Origin of the sequence: Helicobacter pylori (assembly GCF_001653475.1) — a bacterium.
Lineage (GTDB): Bacteria > Campylobacterota > Campylobacteria > Campylobacterales > Helicobacteraceae > Helicobacter > Helicobacter pylori_CM.
Window position 1 is genome coordinate 1,270,893 of record NZ_CP011487.1, and the last position, 22,809, is coordinate 1,293,701.

Genomic DNA, 22,809 nt, shown 5'->3' on the forward strand with positions numbered 1-22,809 from the left:
GCTCTTTTAAATGGATTAGAAATTAGCGCTCTCATAACATGCCTGCTAAACTTCTAATAAGGTAATCATCGTTATAATATGTGTTTTTTAAGGAGCGTTATCATAATGAAAACGAACGAAGCGCAATTTTATGAAGTTTTAGAAAACCTTTTTATAGGCGTTAAGATTGAAGACAGACAAGAAAGCGTTTTAGAACCTAACGCTAAAGCGGTGAAAAACGGCATAATCAATCTCATGAAGGCTAAGAGCCAGTATTATCAAAGCAAAAAAAAAGAATTAGAAAAACTCATTGAATTAAAATGCCAGAATAACAACGATCTCAAAGAAGAGTTGTTTGACAAACTCTATAGCTTTTTCAAGCGTTATTTGAGCGCTAATGGAGGGATTTATTTCAACGACACGCCCCTTTATGATAGCCTTTATACTAAAAGCGATTATGAAAAATGCTCTCTTAAAAAAGACACCGCTTTATTTTATAAAACCAAAGATCTTTATTATGTGAAAAGCGAAACGATTTATAAGGATTTTTGCTTTGAATGGGAAAATTTTCTTTTTAATTTTGACGCTTCTTCATTAGAAAGTAAAAAGAATAATGAAAAAATAGATTTAGTCTTTAATCTAAAGAATATAGACATAAAAACCAACACCCTAAATTTTAGCGTTACTCTCAGCAGTAAGGGGAATCAAACAAAAATAAGTGAAATTATAAAAGAATGTTCCAGTCAAGGTATTGAACTTGATGAAGAAGTTTTAAAAAAAGCGTTTGTAAAATTCAAAAAGCAAGGCAGTATGGATTATTTTATCCATAAAAATGCGCTAGGGTTTTTAAAAGAGCAATTGGATTTGTATTTGTTTGAATACCTTTTTAAAGAAATGACTGCATTTGATGACAAACGCCTCAGTGAAATCAACACCATTAAGGAAGTGGCGTTGGAAGTGATTTCATTAGTGAGCGAATTTGAAAACGAACTTTGTAAGATTTGGAACAAACCACGCTTTGTATTAAACTCGCATTTCATCGTAAGCCTGGACAGATTGAAAGCTAAAAACTACGATTTGAATAAAATCACAAGCCACAAAAACTACCCTAAACAACTCCAAGAATGGCAAGGCTTGAATTTAAAAACCACAGACAATTTTTTAGGGCTTGCAGAAAATGAGTTTTTACCCCTAGACACTATCTATTTTAAAGATTTAGAAGAAGAGATTAAAAGCCAATTCAATGAAAATGAAATCAATGGCACGCTCATTAAAAGCGAAAACTACCAAGCCCTAAACTCTCTTAAAAACCGCTATAAAGAAACAATAGATTGCATTTACATTGATCCACCTTACAACACGCAAAACAATGAATTCATTTATGCGGACAATTTCAAGCGCTCTAGCTGGCTGTGCATGATGGATAACCGCTTGGAGCTTGCGCACAGCTTATTGAACGACAAAGGCGTGATGTTTGTGAGCATTGATGACAACGAACAGGCTTATTTAAAAGCGCTCATGGACGAAGTCTTTAATGGGGGGGGGGGGTGATAACTTTGCAAATTGCTTGGTAGTAAAAAGAGGAACTAAAAGCTTAAATTCACAATTTAACCAAGTCAAATCGCTAAATGTAGCTTTTGAGTATATTCTAGTTTATAAAAAGAGTGATAATTTTTATTATGTTAATCCATATGTTAAAGATGCTAACGAAAAACAAAAAGAAGGTATTTGGGCAGGTTTATACTCTAATATGGATAGACCTACTATGCGTTATGAAATAGATGGAGTTAATATTGCAAAAGGTCAATGGAAATGGAGCAAAGAAAAAGGGTTGAAAGCATTGCAAAATTACAAAGACTTTTTAAATTCTAATTTTGATAATTTAAAAAAGTATTATGAGTATCATAAATCACTTGGCAATGAACTAGATTTTGTAAGAAAAAATAACCATAACACTATAGAATATTGGGTTAAACCGAGAGAAAAATTAATGGTAGATACCAATTTTATGGACTTACATACAAGCGGAACAAGTGAAATAAAAGCTATTTTTGAAAACGAAGTGATTTTTAATAACCCCAAACCCGAAGCCCTAATTTCAAGAATTTTAGAAATCTCTACCCAAGAAAACGATCTCGTGTTAGACTTTTTTGCTGGGAGCGGGACGACTTGCGCGGTGGCGCACAAACTCAACAGGAAGTATATCGGTATTGAAATGGGGGAGCATTTTGACAGCGTGATTGTGCCGCGCATCAAAAAAGTCATAGGCGGTTTTAAAAGCGGTGTGGCTAAAGAATTTAATGGAGGTGGGGTGGTGAAAGTTTATGCGTTGGAAAAGCTATGAAGAGATTTTGAGAAAAATCAAGTATGAAGACAATGACAAACCCTTAGCTTATGATGAACAATACAGCGATTTAGTGGAACGCGCAAACGAATCTTACACGCTCAATTTAAATGCGCTAGAAAAAATGGGCGTGGATATTAAAGAGACTTTAGAAAATTTATGGGGGGTTGGAGTGGAGTTTTTTAATGAAAAGGTGGTGAAATTTAAAGGGAACGATAAAGAAGTAGCGATCTTAAAAGCCTTAAAAGAAGCGCTCAGTTGGTAAGGAAGAATAATGGCAAAGAAAAAACAACAAGATTTAAGGGGTAATGAAATTTTTGTCGCTCAAAAACTCGCTGAAGATGAATTCAACACTAATAAGATTAACGAGCCGTTAGAAAGGTTAGACTTTAAAAGCTTTGATAGTAATAAAGAGCTTTTAGATTACCAACAGCAAGCTTTAATCAACGCTTTTAGAATGCTTGTCGCTTATTTTAAAGATTTTAAAGAAAACAAAAAAGAATTTTACGCGTTTTATCAAGAGTGTTATTCATTCGCTAATTGCGATTTCACTGACAAAAAACCCAATCCTTTGTTAAAGGGTTATTTTAAGGTAGAAAATCATCGCGTGAGTTTTGAAAATTTTATCAACCGCTTAGCCTTTTACATGGCCACAGGGAGCGGTAAAACGATTGTCATTATCAAACTTGTAGAACTTTTAAGCGTGGCTATGGGAATGGATTTAATCCCTAAGAAAAATATCATGTTTTTTAGCGCGAATGAAAATTTGATCAAGCAATTTGAAAAAGAAATTGAAAAATACAACCGGGGTAAGGACTTTTCCAAGCAAATTGATTTCAAAAACCTTAAAAGCATTACCCATAAAGATTTCCATCGTGCTCCAAAAGGTTTTTTTGAAAAAATCGCTCTTTTTTACTACCGCGCGGATTTGATGAGCGATGAAGAAAGCAAGGAAAACCTTTTGAATTATAAGGATTATTGGGATAATGGGGAAAACTATGTGATTTTAGATGAAGCGCATAAGGGGAACAAGTCTGAGAGCAAAAGACAGGCTATTTTTAGTCTGCTGTCTTTAAAAGGGTTTTTATTCAATTTCAGTGCCACTTTCACCGAAGAAAGCGATCTCATCACTTCGGTGTATAATTTAAGCGTGGGCGAGTGGGTGAAGCTTGGCTATGGTAAAGAGTCTGTTTTATTGGAGAAGAACAATTTAAACGCTTTTAAAACATTAAAAGATTTAAACGACAGGGAAAAAGAAATCGCTCTTTTAAAAGCGTTATTGCTTTTAGGCATGCAAAAACGCTATAAAATAGAAGGCTATTTTCATGACCCTTTAATGCTCGTGTTCACGCATTCTGTGAATGTTCAAAACAGCGATGCGGAAATCTTTTTTAAAACTTTAGCGCGCGTGATTGAAAATGACGATGGAAGCGATTTTATAAAGGCTAAAGAAGATTTATTAGAGGAATTAAAAGATCCGGAATTTCTTTTTAGCGATGACAAAGATAAAGACTATAAGGTTCAGGTTTTTAAAGAGAGTTTAAGAAATATGGATTTTAAAGGCTTAAAAGAAGAAGTTTTTTATGCCAGCAACGGGCATATTGAAGTAATTATTAACCCTAAAAACAACCAAGAAATCGCTTTCAAGCTCAACACAAGCGATAAAGTCTTTTGCTTGATTAGAATAGGCGATATTACCGAATGGATCCATGAAAAATTAAAGAGCGTGAAGGTGGTGAGCAAGAATTTGAGCTTTAAAGAAGAGAGCTATTTCAGCCAAATTGATAAAAGCAGTATCAATATCTTAGTGGGGTCTCGCACTTTTGAAACCGGGTGGGATAGCACAAGGCCTAGCGTGATTTTATTCCTCAATATAGGGCTTTATGATGACGCTAAAAAGCTGGTGAAACAATCTTTTGGCAGGGGCGTAAGGATTGAAAGCGTCAAAAACCAACGCCAGAGGTTAGCGTATTTAGAGATCGATCATTCCATTAAAAAAGCCTTAAAACCAAACGCTGCAATGCTAGAAACGCTTTTCGTGATACCCACTAATTCTGCAAGCCTTAAAGCGATTTTAAAGATCCAAAAAGAGAGCGAAAATAGGGGTGAGGATAGAGGTTCTTGGCGTGAAATCAAATTAGAAAAAACGCTCATGGAACACGCATTATTCGTGCCTTGCTACAAAAAAGAACAAACAAGCGCTCTTAAACTTCCTGAGAGTGCTTCGTTTAAAATGAGCAAAGAAAATTTTAAGGATTTAAAAGAGTATTTTAATTTGATGAGCGAAAAGCATTTTATTTTAAAGCATGAAATTTATGACCCTAAAGATTACAAGCAGTTAAAAGAAATGATACAAAAAGCACATTTTAAAAAGGTATCAAATTGGCATTATAAAGATTTAGATTACATGATTTCTGAAATTAAAGGCAAGCTATACCCCAATCAAAAAGTGCCTAGAGATGAGTTTAACACCCTAGATAGTGAGAAAATCGTGCACTTTAAAAGGATCAAAGTTAAAGCGGGCAAAAAAGAAGCGTTGATTAAAACCATCCAAGAAGTGAAAGAGTATGCGCCTTTGGATAGAGAAACTCTAAAAGAAAAAATCGCACAAGGCGAGATCGATCCTTATGATACAGAAAAACACAAACAGGACAAAACCTTTAAAGTTGATGATGCAGAGCTGTTAAAACTCAAAGAGCATTACTACACCCCTTTAATTAAAGCTAAAAACTGCGATTGGCTTAAGCATGTGGTTAAAGTAGAAAGTGAAATTGATTTTTTAAAAGAACTACAACAAGAAGCTATAGAAACGCTGCGAGAAAAATATGATTTTTGGGCGTTCAGCAAGATTGATGAGAGCTTAGACAATTTGTTTATCCCTTATATAGGAGAACACATTATAGAAAGGCGCTTTTTCCCTGATTTTATCTTTTGGCTCCAAAAAGGCGACACGCAAATCATTTGTTTCATTGATCCTAAAGGGACCAAACACACTGAATACGAACGCAAAGCAGATGCGTATAAAAACCTTTTTAAAGATAGGGTTTTTAACTCTAAAGACAATCCCCATTTCAAAATCAAAGTGGTTTTAAAATTTTATGGAAATAAGGATGATGTGGGGGAGAACTATAGAGATTATTGGATTAAAAAAGATAAATTAAAAGATTTTTTTCTAACCTTATAGCCTAAATTGATTGAAAGGGGTTAAAAGATCCGCTTGAATTAGCCTTGAATGTAACGCTAGTTTTTCACATCGCTTAAAAACACATGCCTTAAAAGTTTGGCGTCGCTTAAAAAAGCGTTTTTCAACACCGCACTTTTATAAGTGTAATGATCTTCAATACTTGAAACTTCGCCCACAAACACCCCCGCTCCAAAAATCCCGTCTAGCCCGCTCGTTAGCACTTGATCGCCTATGTTGATTTCAGCGTTAGGGACAATAAAATCCACGACTAATTCTTGCTTGAAATTAGATCCTATAAAGCCTAACACTTGATTTTTGCCTATCATCACGCTATAAGCGCACCGCTTGTGAGCGTTCAAAAACCCGTTCAAGCGCCCTTTTTCTAGCACGGCAATGCCTATGGCTTGATTGTGAGAGACAAGGCCATAAATCTTATTTTCTTCTAAATTCATGATAGGGTTGAGAGAAACGCTGTGCGTGTCTTCTAAACTGATGAATGAAGTCATAAAAGTGGGGGTATAGATCATTTTTGGCTTTTCTAAAGGATAAACGCTGTTCAAACGCTCTTTCAAATCAGCGTTTTCTAGTTTTAAAGCTTCTAAAATCAAGCGTTCTTTTTGAAATTCCTTAATGTTTTTGGCTTGAAAAAAATACGCTTGAATGTTGTCCAATAAGCTGTTTTTAGCGCCCATCAAGGCATTTTTAATCCTGTCGCTGATATAAGAAGAACTGCCCTTAAAATCTAAAAAATAAAAAATAAGAAAAATCCCTAAAAGCCAAAGGAATTTAAAATAAAAACGCATGCATTATTCACTAAAACCCACACGGCTGAGTAAATCCAAATCCTGTATGGCTTCTCCTGTGCCTTTGGCTACGGCCAATAAAGGCTCATCGCCCACATACACAGGGAGTTTAACCATATCACTTAAATACTTGTCTAAGCCCTTAATCAAAGCCCCACCGCCGGTAAGCACCACGCCATTTTGCACAATGTCTCTAGCCAAATCCGGCTTCACTTCTTCAAGCACGCTCCTTAAAGCGCTAGAGATTTCTCTCACCTGATCTTTAATTGCTTCAAACACATCATCAGAGCTCAATTCAATCGTGTGCAATAGCCCGCTCACTTGATCCCTCCCTGACACTTCCATCGTGAGAGGCGGATCCAATTTGATCGCGCAACCGATTTCAATTTTAATCTCTTCGCCGGTGCGTTCCCCTATCAACAGATTGAATTTCTTGCGGATATATTCCACGATGCTTTGATCCAATTTATCCCCGGCCACTCTAATGCTTTTAGAAATGACTAATCCCCCAAGACTGATCACGCCAATTTCAGTCGTGCCGCCGCCAATATCCACGATCAAACTCCCTTGAGGCTCTTTCACCGGCAAGCCTGCTCCAATCGCGGCTGCCATAGGCTCTTCAATCAAAAAGACTTCTCTAGCCCCAGCGCTTAAAGCGCTCTCTTTAACCGCATTCCTTTCCACGCTTGTCAATCCATAAGGCACGCACACCATGATGCGCGGGCGAATCCATGTCTTTCGTTTGTGCGCTTTTTCAATAAAGTAACGAATCATTTTAGCGGTAATGTCATAATCGGCAATCACGCCATCTTTCATGGGGCGAATCGCTCTGATGCTGTTAGGGGTTTTACCTAGCATTTCTTTAGCCTCACTCCCCACTGCCAAAATATCATAAGCTTTAGAATCAAACAACCCCATGCGCACCGCCACAATAGAAGGCTCATTGATAATAATGCCCTGCCCTTTGACCAACACAATCGTGTTAGCCGTGCCTAAATCTATGGCAATATCATGCGAAAACAAACCGATTAATTTGCTAAAAATCATGCCCTTTCTAATCCTTTATCATTAAATTTATAAGCGTATTTTTTAAGGAAGCATTTTAGAATGCGTTTTAGCAATGATCAAAGGTTCAGCTTGTTTTAAAACACAATCTTTGGTGATACGCACTTCCGATCCTTTAAGCTTGGGTAAATCAAACATAATATCCAAACAAAAATCTTCAATGATCGCCCTCAAGCCCCTAGCCCCAGTTTTTCGCTCTAAAGCGAGTCTAGCGATTTCTTTAATCGCTTCTTCTTCAAACACTAAATCCACCTCATCCATTTTGAAAAGTTGCTGGTATTGCTTAATTAGGGCGTTTTTAGGTTTTTGTAAAATATCCACCATCGCTTCCAAACTGATACTATCTAGCGTGCTTAAAACCGGCAAACGGCCGATAAGCTCAGGGATAAGCCCATAAGTAACCAAGTCATGGGTTTGGACTAAATGCAAGATCGCTTCTTGCTCTTTTTTGCTCATCTTTTCTTGAGTGAAACCCAACACATTTTGCGTGGTGCGTTTTTTAATGATTTCCGCTAACCCGTCAAACGCTCCGGCACAAATGAATAAAATATCGCTCGTGTCAATTTGAATGAAATTGCCCTCAGGGTGCTTTCTGCCGCCTTTGGGGGGGATATTCACTAAAGAGCCTTCAACGATTTTCAACAACGCTTGCTGAACGCCCTCGCCAGAAACATCTCTAGTGATAGAGCGGTTTTCTGACAAACGGCTGATTTTATCGATCTCATCAATAAACACAATGCCTTTTTGGGCTTTTTGAACATTCCAATCGCTCGCTTGCAACAATCTTGTAAGGATATTTTCCACATCTTCGCCCACATAACCCGCTTCAGTCAAGCTGGTCGCATCGCTAATAGCGATAGGAATATCCAAATGCTTGGCTAGAGTTTGCGCCATTAAAGTTTTGCCCGATCCTGTAGGGCCGATCAATAAAATATTAGACTTGCTCAACTCCACTTCTTCTAAATGCTCTAACTCTAAATCGCTGTCTTGGTTGTCTTGTTTTTTGAGTTTTTCTTTAAAAGATAAGCGTTTGTAATGGTTATACACGGCTACGGAAAAAACCTTTTTGGCCTGCTCTTGCCCTATCACATAATTATCTAAAACCGCCTTAAGCTCTTTAGGGGCTGGAATGTGAGAGAGCAAAAACTCTTCTTCATGAGCGCTTGATTCCATTCTTCTCAATCGATCTCTTTTGAGCGCGAATAAAGAATCCATTCTGTCGTATTTGTGCAATTCCCCATGCATCACATCTATACAATATTCGCACACGCACACATCTTTATTGAGATTGCTCGCAAAAATAATGCGGCGTTTTTTGGGATCTCTTGATTCTGGTTTTTTGCAAAAACTGCAATAAAGCGTTTCGTTCATGTTATTCCTCTTGTTTTTCTTCGCTAGAATATTCGCTTGACTTATACGCCACGCCCCTAGAACTCTCTAAAATAAAAGAGCAAATCTCTTTTACAAAAGGGTTATTGGCATGCTCTTCTAACTCTAATTTAGCGCTCTCTCGCAAGGAGGAGACAGGGCGGAACAACCTCTTATAAAGTGCATGGATGAAATCAATATCCTTGCTCTCTAGCAATTGGCGCATCCTGTGGCGGTTTAACCCCCTAATAAAAGCGCGATTGCCCTCTACGGTGCAATAAGGCGGCACATCTTTGCCTAAAGCGCTCTTACCGGCTATCATGCACCCTTTAGCGATACGCACAAACTGATGGATCGCTGTAAGACCGCCAATATTGACATAATCGCCTATTTCAATATGCCCTGCTAAAGTTACGCCATTAGCTAAAATGCAATGACTGCCAATCACGCAATCATGAGCGACATGCACATAAGCCATGAGCAGGTTTTTATCCCTAATAATGGTTTTTTTAATCCCCCCTTCCGTGCCGGGATTTATCATGCAAAATTCCCGAATAAGGTTGTCTTCTCCAACAATCAGTTCGCTGTATTCGCCCTTGTATTTTAAATCTTGAGGCTGTGTGCCTAGCACGGCAAAAGGAAAAATTTCGGTGTTTTTTCCAATGAAAGTATGCCCTTGTAAGGTTACATTGTTATGGAGTTTCACGCCATCATTGAGCTTGATATGATCCCCAATAACGCAAAATTCCCCAATCTCTACGCCCTTGCCAATCTCTGCTTTAGGAGAGATAATGGCTGTTTTTGCAATTTTACTCATTTTTAATCTCTCTCTGCGATCATGGCTTTCAATTCGGCTTCAGCGGCCACTTTGCCATCCACTTGAGCCGTGCCACCCACTTGCCAGATCATGCCTTTATGCTTTAAGACTTCTAAATGGTATTCTAATCTGTCGCCTGGGGTTACAGGAATACGGAATTTAACCTTGTCAATCGTCATGAAATACACGATCTTTGTTTTGGCTATTTCAGGGTCAAACCCCCACAAGCTAGTGAAGGCTAAAAACCCTCCCGTTTGCGCCATGCCCTCTACGATCAAAACGCCCGGGAAAATGGGTTTATTGGGGAAATGCCCATTAAACACATCTTCATTAAAAGTGATATTCTTATAAGCGACAATTTTTTTATTGGCTTCTAGATCCACTACTCTGTCTACCAATAGCATGGGATAGCGGTGAGGTAAAATCTGTAAGATATGCTCTATAAAAAATTGAGATTGTAAGTTTTGACGGCTTGATTCCATAAAAATAAACTCCTTGTTTTGGATTCAATTAAAGCGCTATTTTTAGCGTTGGTTATTCTAAAAAATAACTGCTATTATACCATAAGAAAACCGCTCGCTTGTATTTGCAAAAACACCAATGCGTTGTGCCATAAGCTTAAAGAAACGCTTTATTCAAACACCGCTTATGCACCACTCATGCACCGCTCATGTGTCATTCATGCGTGTGGCTTAGAATATTCTCTCTTAAATGGTAGTGTGGGTATTTGTTAGAATCCAAAACCACTTGCCCCATGAGTTGCTTGTCCAAATTGAAAATTAAAGGGGCTAAATAATTCACGGTGGAACGCTCAATGGGGGTTTGAACGACCATGATATTAGCGACTAGAACGCTCTTTGCTCCCTCTAATTCTAAAAGGATCTTTAAGGGGGTAGGCACTTCAAATTCGTATTTTCTTAAAGCAAAGGGATTAACCAGCGTGAAAGACACCACAAAATCATCTTCGGCACTATTCAAACGCAAAAAGATTTCATCAATCTTTTGCAAACGCATTTTATGAATAGTTTCAAACCCTAATATAGGCGCTTTCACATCAAAAATCATAGGCGATTGCATTCCCTTTAAAAAAGCACAAAATCTTCTCCTTAAAGAATAGAGACCGCCTTAAAACCAGCGCTCAATGATTTTTAAACTAAAAACTCTGTATTATATCAAACAATTTTGGTAAAATCAATTTTTGCTAGTTTTTGGGTACAATCTCAATAACTCAAACCATGATGGAAGTTTTAACTAAATGATTATAAAATATAACAAGGAGTAAGAAATGGGTAAAATAAAACCACAAATCAAGAAAAATAATCCTAGTAAATCTAATTACAGCAACGGGTGGAACATTTTTGGCACGGTGTGCTTGATTGGAGAAATAGTGTTTAAACTATTCGGTGGGAAGAAGGTGGGAAGAATAAGAAAGATAAGAAAAAATAACCATGAGTTATTCAAAAATTTAATTTTATAAGACAAGTGGCATGCGTTTAAAACATTTTAAAACTTTCCTTTTTATCACAATAGCAATGATTGTTATAGGCACCGGTTGTGCGAACAAAAAGAAAAAAAAAGACGAATACAACAAACCGGCGATCTTTTGGTATCAAGGGATTTTGAGAGAAATCCTTTTTGCTAATTTAGAAACAGCGGACAATTACTATTCTTCTTTACAAAGCGAACACATCAATTCCCCCCTTGTCCCAGAGGCCATGCTCGCTTTAGGGCAAGCGCACATGAAAAAGAAAGAGTATGTTTTAGCGTCTTTTTACTTTGATGAATACATCAAGCGCTTTGGGACGAAAGACAATGTGGATTATTTGACCTTTTTAAAATTGCAATCGCATTATTACGCTTTTAAAAACCATTCTAAAGACCAGGAATTTATCTCTAATTCTATTGTGAGTTTAGGCGAATTTATAGAAAAATACCCTAACAGCCGTTACCGCCCCTATGTAGAATACATGCAAATCAAATTCATTTTAGGGCAAAACGAGCTCAATCGCGCGATCGCAAATGTCTATAAAAAACGCCACAAGCCTGAGGGTGTGAAACGCTATTTAGAAAGAATAGATGAGACTTTAGAAAAAGAGACTAAACCCAAACCATCGCACATGCCTTGGTATGTGTTAATTTTTGATTGGTAGGATATTTCAAACCATGCAAATTATAACAGAGAGATGAAAAATGACTGAAGATTTTCCTAAAATTCTGCCTTTATTGGTAGAAGAAGACACCTTTTTATACCCCTTTATGATAGCCCCTATTTTTTTGCAAAATAATGCGAGCATCAAGGCGCTAGCTTACGCTAAAAACAATAAATCATTAGTCTTTATTGCATGCCAAAAAGACAAATTGACTGACAATGAAGCCCCTTATTATGATGTGGGGGTGATTGGATCTATCATGCGTGAAGCCAACATGCCTAATGGGCGCGTGAAATTGCTCTTTAATGGCATCGCTAAGGGGCGCATTTTAGAGCCTGCTAAAGAAAACGAGCAAGGCTTTTTAGAAGCCCAAATAAGCCCTATTGAATATTTAGAATACGATAAAGAAAACATTCAAGCTATCGTGGAAGTGCTAAAAGAAAAAGTGATCACTCTAGCCAATGTCAGCTCACTCTTTCCCCCGGATTTAATCAAGGCTTTAGAAGACAATGACGATCCTAACCGCATCGCTGATTTAATCGCAGCGGCCTTGCATTTGAAAAAAGATCAAGCGTATTCTCTTTTTGCCAGCAACAACACCGAACAGCGCTTGTTGGATTTGATTGATATTGTGATAGAAGAGACTAAAACCCAAAAACTCCAAAAAGAAATCAAGTCCAAAGTCCATCAAAAAATGGAGCAAACTAATAAGGAATATTTCTTAAAAGAGCAGCTCAAACAAATCCAAAAAGAGCTTGGCACAGACAAACAACGAGATGAGGATTTAAACCAATACTACCAAAAACTAGAAAGCATCAAGCCTTTTTTAAAAGAAGAAGCGTTTAAGGAGATTAAAAAGCAAATTGACCGACTAAGCCGAACCCATGCGGATAGCTCTGATAGTGCGACTTTACAAAATTATATTGAAACCATGCTGGATGTGCCTTTTGGGCAATATAAAAAAAAAGCGCTTGACATTAAGCATGTGAAAGAGCAATTAGATAACGATCATTATTCCTTAAAAAGGCCTAAAGAGCGTATTATAGAATACTTTGCCACCATGCAGCTTTTAGAAATGCGCCACAAGAAAAAGCAAGAAAAAAAGGACAAAGCTAAAGGCACGATTTTATGCTTTTATGGGCCTCCTGGCGTGGGTAAAACGAGTTTAGCTAATTCCATTGCTAAAGCGATAGAACGCCCTTTAGTCAGGATCGCTTTGGGGGGCTTAGAAGATGTGAATGAATTAAGAGGGCACAGACGCACTTATATAGGCTCAATGCCTGGGCGCATTGTCCAAGGGCTTATTGAAGCTAAAAAGATGAATCCGGTCATGGTTTTAGATGAAATTGATAAGGTGGATAGGAGCGTTAGGGGTGATCCAGCGAGCGCTTTATTAGAGATCTTAGACCCTGAGCAAAATGCCGCTTTTAGGGATCATTATGCGAATTTTAGCATTGATTTATCGCAAGTGATTTTTATCGCTACCGCTAATAATATTGACAGGATCCCAGCCCCCTTAAGAGACAGAATGGAATTTATCAGCGTGTCCAGCTACACGCCTAATGAAAAAGAAGAAATCGCTAAAAACTATCTCATCCCCCAAGAATTAGAAAAGCACGCCTTAAAGCCTAGCGAAGTTGAGATTAGCCATGAGTGTTTGAAACTCATTATTGAAAAATACACCAGAGAAGCGGGCGTTAGGGATTTACGAAGACAAATCGCAACGATTATGCGTAAAGTGGCGTTAAAATACCTAGAAGACAATCCGCACAAAAAAGGGCGAACCAAAAAAGGCGAAGATAAAAAAAGCGAAAATGAAGAAAACGAAAAGAGAGGTGGAAACAAAGATTTCTGTGTCTCTATCACGCCCAGCAACCTTAAAGAATATTTAGAACGCATGGTGTTTGAAATTGACCCCATAGATGAAGAAAATAAAATCGGTATTATCAATGGTTTGGCATGGACTCCAGTAGGCGGTGATGTGCTTAAAATTGAAGCGGTTAAGATTAGAGGCAAGGGGGAATTGAAACTCACAGGGAGCCTAGGCGATGTGATGAAAGAATCCGCCATTATTGCTTTTTCTGTTGTCAAAGTCTTATTGGATAACGAAACCTTAAAAGCGCCTACAATCCCTAGCGAAACCCCTAAAGATGCAGAGGGCAAGAAAAAGAAAAAAGCGCTGAAAGTCTATAACGCTTATGATTTGCACTTGCATGTCCCTGAGGGGGCTACGCCTAAAGACGGTCCGAGTGCTGGGATCGCTATGGCGAGCGTGATGGCGAGCATTTTATGCGATAGGGCTACAAGAAGCGAAGTGGCAATGACAGGCGAATTGACTTTGAGCGGGGAAGTTTTACCCATAGGAGGGTTGAAAGAAAAATTGATTGCCGCTTTTAAAGCCGGCATTAAAACCGCTCTCATTCCTGTCAAAAATTACGAAAGGGATTTAGATGAAATCCCTGCTGAAGTACGAGAGAATTTAAATATCGTTGCGGTGAAAAACATCGCTGAAGTGTTAGAAAAAACTTTACTTTAACATTTGACATGAAAATAGGCATTATTGGTTTAGGGCTTATGGGGGGGAGTTTGGGGCTGGCCTTACAAGAATTGGGGCGTTTTAAAAGCGTCATAGGCTATGATCATAACGCTTTGCATGCTAAATTGGCTTTGACTTTGGGGCTTGTAGATGAATGCGTGGAATTTGAAAAGATTTTAGAATGCGATGTGATTTTTTTGGCCATTCCGGTTGAGGGCATCATTGAATGTTTGAAAAAAATGACTCCCGTTAAAAAAAGCACAACGATTATTGATTTAGGGGGCGCTAAAGCACAAATCATTCACAATATTCCTAAAAGCATTCGTAAGAATTTCATCGCCGCGCACCCCATGTGCGGGACAGAGTTTTATGGCCCTAAAGCGAGCGTTAAGGGGCTATATGAAAATGCTCTTGTGATATTGTGCGATTTAGAAGATTCAGGGACTGAGCAAGTAGAGATCGCTAAAGAAATCTTTTTAGGCATTAAAGCGCGCTTGATCAAAATGAAATCCAACGAGCATGACGCCCATGTGGCTTATATCAGCCATTTACCCCATGTTTTGAGCTATGCGTTAGCTAATAGCGTTTTAAAGCAAAATGACCCAGAGATGATTCTATCCTTAGCGGGTGGGGGTTTTAGGGATATGAGCCGTTTGTCTAAAAGCTCGCCTTTAATGTGGAAAGATATTTTCAAACAAAACCGAGACAATGTCTTAGAAGCGGTTAAAAAATGCGAAAAAGAAATCGTGCAAGCTAAGGCTTGGATAGAAAATAACGATTATGAAAGCCTTGCAGAATGGATGGCACAAGCGAACAAACTCCAGGAGTTCATGTAAGGGGTATTTTTGGATTGTCTTTATTGATTATAGGCTGTTTCATACGGATAGCATGGCTTGATCTAGCAAATCAGCAAACAACTATAAGAAATTATCTTAAATCCGGATCTATTATTGTATTTTCCACAATTGTAATATAATAATAGTTTTTATCCCATTTTTTTTGCCAATACCTATGAAGTCCTTATCGCTTCCAACAAAAAACAAATTTTAGCCGTTTAGGAATGTGATTTCTTAAACCTTTTTATCAAAAATACCGGTGTTTTTATGGGCATTTTAAGGGCGGTTTTAATACTTCTTAGCGTTGTTAAGATACTTAGACAATTCATTCAATTCAGCGTTTTTATTGTTCTTAAAAACCACTTGCTTTTCCACTCGCTCATATTCTTTACAATCTCTTCTCATTGCTTGTAAGGGATACTTTTGGTTGTCATTAGGGATATAAAAACATTCGCTTTTAGCGTTTTCATAGCTATCCGTTAAGCTTATATCATAGTGGTACCAAAATCCGCTAGGGATAGCGATATTTTTAGAGCTAAAAGTCCTATAACCTTGTTTGATGATGGTGAGTTCTTCTACTAAAACTTGATGGTATTTCCTAGCCAAATTACGGCCCTCTTTTTCTACTAACAAAACAGAATGCCTGTTGGTGTTTTTGGCTTCAGGGGTGATGTTAGTCATTCTGTAAGTCTCTCTTAAAGGGTTAGACGCAAAATCAAAAGAAGCGTCATTCGCCACAAAATGCCCCCTATCAAAACCGCTTCTTGTGTAATCTTGTGTCGTGGCTTGTTGGTATTTTGCTAATCGTGTGTCCGTTTTAAACTCATAGCGTTTTTCAATATTATTTTTATCCACTAAATCCCCAAACAACACGCTCACGCCATAAATAGGGTTTTTTAACTCGCTAGAATAACACACCGAATAAAAGTTATTTTTTAAGACTTTACAATCAATGTCAGTGAGCATGCCATTAGCATAGGTCTTAGTGGGGTTAGCACTATTTACTTGATTTTTGATTTCATTAAGCTTTTTAGCGGTGTAGCTGTTAATCGCATTAGTGAAATTATCCAGCATGTCCGCTTGGAGCCAACTCATAGCGAAAAGGCTAAAACAGAGCAGGTTTTTAAAGGTTTTCATGTTTTGCTCCTTTTTGATTGGCTTGAATACTACAATAATCTTTTTAATAGTTTATTTTTACCCGCTAAATAGCCTAGCGCATAGCGTTTTGATGCGTTAAGCGGTGCGCGTTAAATGATCACAAAGAATAAAAAATTTCATTGTATTTTTTAGTGATCTCATCTATCCCCCATGCGTATTCGTCCATATCGCCCACGCTTAAATAGTCTTCATTAGCGTCTAAAAGATTACAACAAATCTTTTTTTGCTCGTTTAAATCTAAATTTTGGAAATCTTCGCTATGGATTTCATTAATTTTACAATCTGAGCGTTTTAAAATGCGCTCACTCAGATCGTTAAAGATTTTTAGGCATTCGTTAGCACTTTTAGCGTTAAGGATTTGTTTTTTAATCTCTAAATTCACTTCTTTTAATTCAGCATACACAAAACTCCCACCCCCTTTAAAATCGCATTTTTTAGAAATGCCCCCTTGCTCGCCCTCTATGACTTTTTTTAACCTTTCTTTGGTGATCGTTTCTATATAGTCCATTTGCTCGATGCCAATGTATCTGCGTTTCATTTTGTGCGCCACCGCGCAAGTCGTCCCGCTCCCGGCAAAAAAGTCTAACACGAGATCGTTTTCGTTGGTGGAAATTTCTAAAATTCTTGAAATTAGGGCTTCGGGTTTGGGGTTATTAAAAATTTTATTTCCATTAAATAGTTGCTTTATTTCAGCATCTCCATTAAGATTATAACCAACTTCTGATCCGTCCCAAAAAGTTGAAGATTTTCTACCTTCGGCTACTTCTGAAAGATAGCGTTTAGCCATAGGATTTTTACCATTAAAAACTATTCTATTATTTTGTTCCATATCTTTTAATGTGCCCTATTGAATAACGCCAAAAAGTTCCGCTAGGGGGAGACCAAGTTTTACCATTTAGAAAAGTATAAGGGCTAAAATTATTACCACTTTTTGCCCACACAGGGTCTAATTTGTAGAAACCATTTTCATCTTTTAATTTATACAAATTTGATTTATCAAACGGCTCATTACTAATAAGGTTTTTAGAAAAATTTTTGCAATAACATAGTATGTATTCAATATTTTTTGAAAAATTAGCAGCATCATTTTTAACTGAATGAAATTGTTTCCAACTAATACACCCAACAAAATTCTCCCTAAGAAAAATCTCATTCATCAACACTTTTAAATAAGCTTGTTCGTTGTCGTCGCATTGGATAAAAATCACGCCATCATCTTTTAAAAATTCTCTAGCGATTTCAAGGCGGTTTTTCATAAACACTAGCCAAGAGCTGTGGTTAAAATTATCGTTGTAGTTAAAGCTGTCGTTACCGGTATTATAAGGAGGGTCAATGTAGATGCATTTGACTTGTTTAGCGAATTTCTTTTTTAAAGAATGAAGAGCGATCAAATTATTGCCTTTGATAAGGTAGTTTGTGTTTCTGTCTTTTAAAGCACTTTCTAAATCGCCTTCTCCATGCATTTCAAAACGGCACAGCGCTTTTTTGTGTAAAAGCGTGTCAATTGCTTTTTTATGCAATATCTCATGGTAAAAACACTCTTTAGATTTGGTGCTGTCATCTTTAGCGTTGCCCAATAGAACATTGTCTTTAAAAGGGAAATTCAAAACGACCAGTTCGTTGGATTTTATCGGACGCCCTTGTAAATATAAGCCGATTTTATTTGCAAATCGTGTGAAAGAGTTTTCTAATTTTTTTGCTGTTAAACATTCTAGTAACGCTTTTTGATTGAATACAAGCGAATTAGCGATTGTTTTAAAAAAGTGTTTTTTATAATCGTTAGCGTTCGGGTTTGAAAGCATGAATTCTAAAAGCTTTTCATTCATCTGTAAGATTAAAGTTTCTAAGCGTTCTTCGCTTTCAAAATGCGCGATTAAGTTTTTGAGTAAGTTTAACATGAATGGTCCTTAAAGATTTTGTCAAAAGCGTTTTGGAATTCTTCTGTGATCGCTTTGTTAGGGAGCGTGAAAAAAGGCAAGCCCTTTAAATCTAATTTTTTGTTACGGCTTTTAAGCGTGGTGTTTTCTAACCTTTCTAAAAATTCTTTTTTCCAAGCGTTAGAAGGCTCTAAATGTTCGCCTTTAACTTCCATATAGCAAGTGAAGCCTAAAAATTCATCTTCATGCGTTTGAGCAAAAAGGATAAAATCCGGTTCAAAACCTTGTGCGTGATAAGGGCCTTCTATGTTGCAAAAAACTTTTAATTCAGTGAAATGGTCGTTCCTTAAAACGCACCATTCTTTGAATTTTTTGTCTAAAATCTCTTTATGGTCGTTGATGTAATCTAAAAACTCCCTTTCTAACTCGCTGTCTAGTTTCCTCATGTCCTTAAAAAGCAGCCATTCATAGGGGGGAATGTCTTTTTCAAATTCGCTAGCGTTAAGGCTTCTGTTATGCGTTTCAAATTCTTTTAATTCTAACACGCTCACTTCGTATTGATCTTGCTCTTTTAAAAGCGTGTCTTTTAAATTTTCAACGATATAAACAGCGAGTTCTAAAAGCGTTTTGTTGTCGTCAAATTTTTGTTTTTTATGAAAGTTTATTGTTAATGGAGAGATATACCGCTCTATAAATTCCACTTTATTGTTAAAGGGATGTTTTTTAAAGGCTTCTTTAAGCGTTTTGAAATCCAGGTTTTTTACACTAATGGCTTTTAAAAAATAATTTAGGGGGATCTTATTTAAGACAATGGGATTATAATAAGTTTTATCGCCTTTATTTTCTTTAAAATCCACTTTCTTTTCATACACACTAAAGCCAAATAAGGGGACTTGCAAACTTTGGAGCTTGACTGCAACAGGGTCTGTATAATCCTTCAATAAGTTTTTCTTTTTGTCTTTTGTATTGCTTGCATAGTAGCATTTGAAATGCTTGGTGGGCGTTAAAGGGATAGTTTGTTTTTCATTTACAAATCCTCCTAAATCTTGTAACTCGTTGTTTAATTTAGCGATAAACTCGCTGTCATAAATGGCATGGTAGTCTAACCTCTCTAGCGCGCTTAAGGGGTGGGAAAGATCGAACTTGCGTTGGTAAAACTCTATGCGGCTCTGTTTGAAATCGTTATAGCTAAAGGGGTAGTATCTCGCTCCTCGCCCTATGAGCTGGGCGTCTTTAATGGTGTCTTTTTGAATGGCTTTATTTTTAAGCCTGACAATGTCAAACAAATTTAACACATCCCAGCCTTCATTGAGCTTATCCACACTAAAAATCACTCTCTTAGGGTTGTCTCTGTCTTCTAGGGAGTTCAATAAAAGCATGCCCTTTTCTAATTCTTTTTCGTTATTGGTGTTAATCTGAACGATTTTTTTGAATTTCGTTTGCAAGAATGCGGCAAGATTAGGGGTGTAATTTTGCTTGTCAAAAAAGTTTTTAGCGTCTTTAAAAAAAGCGTTGCAGCTGTGATTGAAAAAATTTTCTATATCTAAAGGGCTTAAATTTTCTAAAAAGGCGTTGAAGCGCTTTTGATTTTCCTTACTATCTTCAATCCTCTCGCTTTTAAACAAAATGCATGGTTTAAAGTTTTCAATATTATGGTGTTGGGCTAATAATTCTTTATACAAACTTGAAACGCATGCCCCTAAAAAGCGCGTTTCTGATTCTTTATTTTCATAAGAAAGGGAGTAGATGTTTTTGCAAAATTTATCCTCGCTAAATTCTTTTAAGGTGTAAGTGATCGCCTTTAAGTTTTCATATTTGTCTTTAACGCTTTTTTCATTAGGGATAGTGGCGCTAAATTCCAGCAATAAATTGTCTTTATTTTGTTCTAGGGCTAATTTCACAACGCTTTCCCAATTGCGTTTTTCTTCTGCATCGCTTAATTTCTTTTTAGTCTCTGTGTTTAAATGGCGCGCTTCATCCGCTAAAAAAACTAATTTTTGATCTTTTAAATCCTCTATGGTGATAGCGTTTTCTTTAACTTTAGTGAGTAATGAAAATAAGCCCTGAATGGTGCTGAAATAAATGTTGATAGTGCCGTTATTGCTCTCGTTTAAATTATTGATGCTTTTAATTTCTGTGTTTTCATCATTGATATTGATATTTTCACTAAAAAGGTATTTTGATGAGGCGCTGTCTGTAAAGTTCAGTTTCGTTTTTTCTAAAATGCTGGTGCTATTCACAAAAAAAATAAAGTTTTGATAGCCTTGCTTGTAGCATTCTAAAATCAAACCCGCCATCACTAAGGTTTTGCCGCTACCGGTTGCCATTTCAAACATGAAATGCTTTTGAAAGGGGTTGGATCGCCGCTTTTCTAAATAATGGTGTATCGCTTGCTTTTGATAATCTCTAAGCTCTTTTTTTAAATTGCTTGTGATGTGAGTGGGTAGCTCTATTCCTTCATTATGGGGTGCGTTATTGGGCGTGTGAGATTTTTTTGCTGATTGGGGGAGGGTAACCTTGAGTGAATAAATCTTGCATAAAATCCCTTAATGAAAAAGTGGGAAAATTATAGCGTAAAGTTTTGAGATTGACTTTAAAAGCGTGAGCGGACAATTAAATTAAAATCAAATAAAGCTTTAGTTTTAATATTTAATGGAATAAAGCCCTTAAAATCAAAAGCGCTTCTTTTTCTTTGCTATAATCAGTCTAAAAAAACCAATTTTTTTAAAACAAAGGAATGATGATGCAAGAGATTTTTTTATGTTCTATTTCCAATGTGCGCAGTGGGGATTGCAAGGAAGATTGCGCTTATTGCACGCAAAGCTCACACCACCAAGGAGCGATTAAGCGCTATAAATTCAAAGATGAAAAAGTGGTTTTACAAGAGGCTAGAGCGTTAAGAGAATTAGGGGCTTTAGGGTTTTGTCTGGTGACTTCAGGGCGCGAATTAGACGATGAAAAATGCGAATATATCGCCAAATTAGCTAAAGCCATCAATCAAGAAGAATTAGGCTTGCATTTAATCGCATGCTGCGGGCGCGCGGATTTGGAGCAATTAGAGTTTTTAAGAGATGCGGGCATTCATAGCTATAACCATAATTTAGAGACTTCGCAAAATTTCTTCCCTAAAATTTGTTCCACGCACACATGGGAAGAAAGGTTTATCACATGCGAAAACGCTTTAAGGGCGGGGTTAGGCTTGTGCAGTGGGGGGATTTTTGGGCTTAATGAGAGCTGGGAAGACAGGATTGAAATGCTTAGGGCGTTAGCTTCGCTCTCCCCACACACCACGCCGATCAATTTTTTCATTAAAAACCCGGTATTGCCTATTGATGCAGAGACTTTAAGTGCGGATGAAGCCCTAGAATGCGTGCTTTTGGCTAAAGAGTTTTTGCCTAACGCTAGGCTTATGGTGGCTGGAGGGCGTGAAGTAGTGTTTAAAGATAACGATGAAAAGGAAGCCAAGCTTTTTGAATACGGCATCAATGCGGTGGTGTTAGGGGATTATTTAACCACCAAAGGCAAAGCCCCTAAAAAAGATATAGAAAAACTGCTCTCTTATGGCTTGACAATGGCGACAAGCTGTCATTAATGAGAGAACTTTTTAAAAGCGTTAGAGGGTTTTTGCGCCTTCTTAGAATGATTTTCCCCGAGCGTCTGAAAAACGCCTTTTTGGGCTTAAGCGAATTGTTTTACTACGCTTCCAGCTTGAGTTTTTATACGATTTTGTCTTTATCGCCTATTTTATTGTTTGTGTTCAGTCTTTTTGTGTCTAGTTACATGCAAGCGCACAGTGGTGAAATGGAAGCCTTGATTTTCCCTAACGCCCCTAAACTCATTGGCGCAATTAAAGATTTTTTAGAAAATTTTAAAAAAACAGACATAGCCTTAGGCACGCTTGAAGAAGTGTCTATTGTGGTGGCGTTGGTGCTTTTTTGTGAAAATTACCGCTCCATCGCGTCAAAAATTTTTGATGCAAAGCCCAGAGATTATGCGCATTTTAAGGGCAAAGAAATCTTTTTATTTTGGGGTTTTGGCACGACTTTAGTGTTTTTATTCGCTCTGCCTTTGGTGGTGTTTTTTGACATTAAGATCCAAGTGTTTTTTGAAGATAAAAATTCAAGTTTGTTGCATGTTTTAAGATGGATAGGCACTTATGCGTTTTTTTTGATCCTTTTTACCATTCCTACGAATAAGGTGTTTAAACATTATTTTTGGGTGTTTTTATGGGTGTTTTTTACGAGCGTTTCTTGGCATGTGCTGAAATGGGCTTTCACTTATTATGTGTTGTATAACCGCACTTACCATGAGCTTTATGGGAGTGTTTCTATTTTGTGGTTTTTGATGAGCTGGGTGTATGTGAGCTGGCTTGTGATTTTAATTGGTATGTATGGGTGCAAGGTGTGCGACACATTCGATCCTAAAGAAATGTTTAAGAAATTTTTAGGCTTTTTTAAAAAAGAAACTTGATGAAAAAAGTTTTCTTTATAGATCTGTTCTAAAAATCCAAAACACAAAAACCATTCAAACACAACCCCATACCTCAAACACAACCCCATACCAACCCTAAAAAACCCCAACTAAAAAAGTTAAAAACAAAAGAAATAGAAAGCAACACCAGCGGAATAAAACCCTAAAAACATTTCTTGGCACTCTTTAGAATTTAAGTGCGGTTTAGGGATTTTAAAAAAC

General features: G+C 37.2%; 17 protein-coding genes and 3 pseudogenes. 10 read left to right on the plus strand and 10 right to left on the minus strand.

The window, feature by feature from the left end:
- Positions 1-105 precede the first annotated feature (105 nt).
- From AA974_RS08195 to AA974_RS06210, 3 genes and pseudogenes are all read left to right on the plus strand, one after another.
- Positions 106-1,530, plus strand: coding sequence for a DNA methyltransferase (locus tag AA974_RS08195; RefSeq protein ID WP_080471056.1), 1,425 nt, complete (start codon positions 106-108; stop codon positions 1,528-1,530).
- Positions 1,514-2,588, plus strand: a pseudogene (locus AA974_RS08200) (DNA methyltransferase). Before AA974_RS08195 ends, AA974_RS08200 begins: the two are co-directional and overlap by 17 nt.
- 9 nt (positions 2,589-2,597) lie before the next feature.
- On the plus strand, positions 2,598-5,507 hold the full coding sequence (locus AA974_RS06210) for a DEAD/DEAH box helicase family protein (RefSeq protein WP_064433842.1): 2,910 nt from the start codon (positions 2,598-2,600) through the stop codon (positions 5,505-5,507).
- Between the two features lie 56 nt (positions 5,508-5,563).
- On the opposite strand, the gene mreC is transcribed toward AA974_RS06210, so the two are convergent.
- From mreC to fabZ, 5 genes are read right to left on the minus strand one after another with little or no spacing between them, the layout of a single operon-like run.
- The gene (gene mreC / locus AA974_RS06215; RefSeq protein WP_064433843.1) at positions 5,564-6,310 is read right to left on the minus strand and encodes a rod shape-determining protein MreC; all 747 of its coding nucleotides are present in this window, start codon (positions 6,308-6,310) and stop codon (positions 5,564-5,566) included.
- A 3-nt stretch (positions 6,311-6,313) separates the two neighbouring features.
- Positions 6,314-7,357, minus strand: coding sequence for a rod shape-determining protein (locus AA974_RS06220; protein ID WP_000577745.1), 1,044 nt, complete (start codon positions 7,355-7,357; stop codon positions 6,314-6,316).
- Positions 7,358-7,399: 42 nt separating this feature from the next.
- On the minus strand, positions 7,400-8,746 hold the full coding sequence (gene clpX, locus AA974_RS06225) for an ATP-dependent protease ATP-binding subunit ClpX (RefSeq protein ID WP_064433844.1): 1,347 nt from the start codon (positions 8,744-8,746) through the stop codon (positions 7,400-7,402).
- Position 8,747: 1 nt separating this feature from the next.
- Positions 8,748-9,560, minus strand: coding sequence for an acyl-ACP--UDP-N-acetylglucosamine O-acyltransferase (gene lpxA, locus AA974_RS06230; protein ID WP_064433845.1), 813 nt, complete (start codon positions 9,558-9,560; stop codon positions 8,748-8,750).
- A 2-nt stretch (positions 9,561-9,562) separates the two neighbouring features.
- Positions 9,563-10,042, minus strand: coding sequence for a 3-hydroxyacyl-ACP dehydratase FabZ (gene fabZ / locus AA974_RS06235; RefSeq protein WP_064433846.1), 480 nt, complete (start codon positions 10,040-10,042; stop codon positions 9,563-9,565).
- A gap of 48 nt (positions 10,043-10,090) precedes the next feature.
- On the opposite strand from fabZ, the pseudogene AA974_RS08260 reads away from it, so the two are divergent.
- A pseudogene (locus AA974_RS08260) lies at positions 10,091-10,278 on the plus strand (flavoprotein oxidoreductase).
- On the opposite strand, the gene fliW reads toward AA974_RS08260, so the two are convergent.
- Positions 10,236-10,625, minus strand: a complete 390-nt coding sequence (fliW, locus tag AA974_RS06240; RefSeq protein WP_064434083.1) for a flagellar assembly protein FliW — start codon at positions 10,623-10,625, stop codon at positions 10,236-10,238. The pseudogene AA974_RS08260 and the gene fliW overlap by 43 nt on opposite strands.
- 220 nt (positions 10,626-10,845) lie before the next feature.
- On the opposite strand from fliW, the gene AA974_RS08110 reads away from it, so the two are divergent.
- From AA974_RS08110 to AA974_RS06260, 4 genes are read left to right on the plus strand one after another with little or no spacing between them, the layout of a single operon-like run.
- Positions 10,846-11,037 (plus strand): hypothetical protein, encoded by a 192-nt coding sequence (locus AA974_RS08110; protein WP_064433847.1) that lies wholly within the window; start codon positions 10,846-10,848, stop codon positions 11,035-11,037.
- Positions 11,038-11,047: 10 nt separating this feature from the next.
- Entirely contained in the window at positions 11,048-11,710 is a 663-nt protein-coding gene (locus AA974_RS06250) for an outer membrane protein assembly factor BamD (protein ID WP_064433848.1), read from the plus strand.
- 40 nt (positions 11,711-11,750) lie between these two features.
- Positions 11,751-14,246, plus strand: a complete 2,496-nt coding sequence (gene lon / locus AA974_RS06255) for an endopeptidase La (protein WP_064433849.1) — start codon at positions 11,751-11,753, stop codon at positions 14,244-14,246.
- A gap of 8 nt (positions 14,247-14,254) precedes the next feature.
- Positions 14,255-15,082, plus strand: a complete 828-nt coding sequence (locus AA974_RS06260; protein ID WP_064433850.1) for a prephenate dehydrogenase — start codon at positions 14,255-14,257, stop codon at positions 15,080-15,082.
- Between the two features lie 288 nt (positions 15,083-15,370).
- On the opposite strand, the gene AA974_RS06270 is transcribed toward AA974_RS06260, so the two are convergent.
- The 4 genes and pseudogenes from AA974_RS06270 to AA974_RS08115 all read right to left on the minus strand — a co-directional run bounded on the left by AA974_RS06270 (position 15,371) and on the right by AA974_RS08115 (position 20,730).
- Positions 15,371-16,219 (minus strand): DNA/RNA non-specific endonuclease, encoded by an 849-nt coding sequence (locus tag AA974_RS06270; RefSeq protein WP_064433851.1) that lies wholly within the window; start codon positions 16,217-16,219, stop codon positions 15,371-15,373.
- A gap of 118 nt (positions 16,220-16,337) precedes the next feature.
- Positions 16,338-18,138: pseudogene (locus AA974_RS06275) on the minus strand (DNA methyltransferase).
- Entirely contained in the window at positions 18,132-20,648 is a 2,517-nt protein-coding gene (locus AA974_RS06280) for a DEAD/DEAH box helicase family protein (protein ID WP_328287325.1), read from the minus strand. The pseudogene AA974_RS06275 and the gene AA974_RS06280 overlap by 7 nt, the downstream one beginning before the upstream one ends.
- On the minus strand, positions 20,590-20,730 hold the full coding sequence (locus tag AA974_RS08115; protein ID WP_080471058.1) for a type III restriction endonuclease subunit R: 141 nt from the start codon (positions 20,728-20,730) through the stop codon (positions 20,590-20,592). Before AA974_RS08115 ends, AA974_RS06280 begins: the two co-directional genes overlap by 59 nt.
- 130 nt (positions 20,731-20,860) lie before the next feature.
- Between AA974_RS08115 and AA974_RS06285 the strand changes: the two genes are divergently transcribed.
- A complete protein-coding gene (locus AA974_RS06285) occupies positions 20,861-21,709 on the plus strand; it encodes a biotin synthase (RefSeq protein WP_001155620.1) in 849 nt (282 codons plus the stop codon).
- Positions 21,709-22,587 carry a YihY/virulence factor BrkB family protein gene (locus AA974_RS06290; RefSeq protein ID WP_064433853.1) on the plus strand — a complete coding sequence of 293 codons (879 nt, stop codon included), beginning with the start codon at positions 21,709-21,711 and terminating at the stop codon, positions 22,585-22,587. Before AA974_RS06285 ends, AA974_RS06290 begins: the two co-directional genes overlap by 1 nt.
- Positions 22,588-22,809 lie beyond the last annotated feature (222 nt).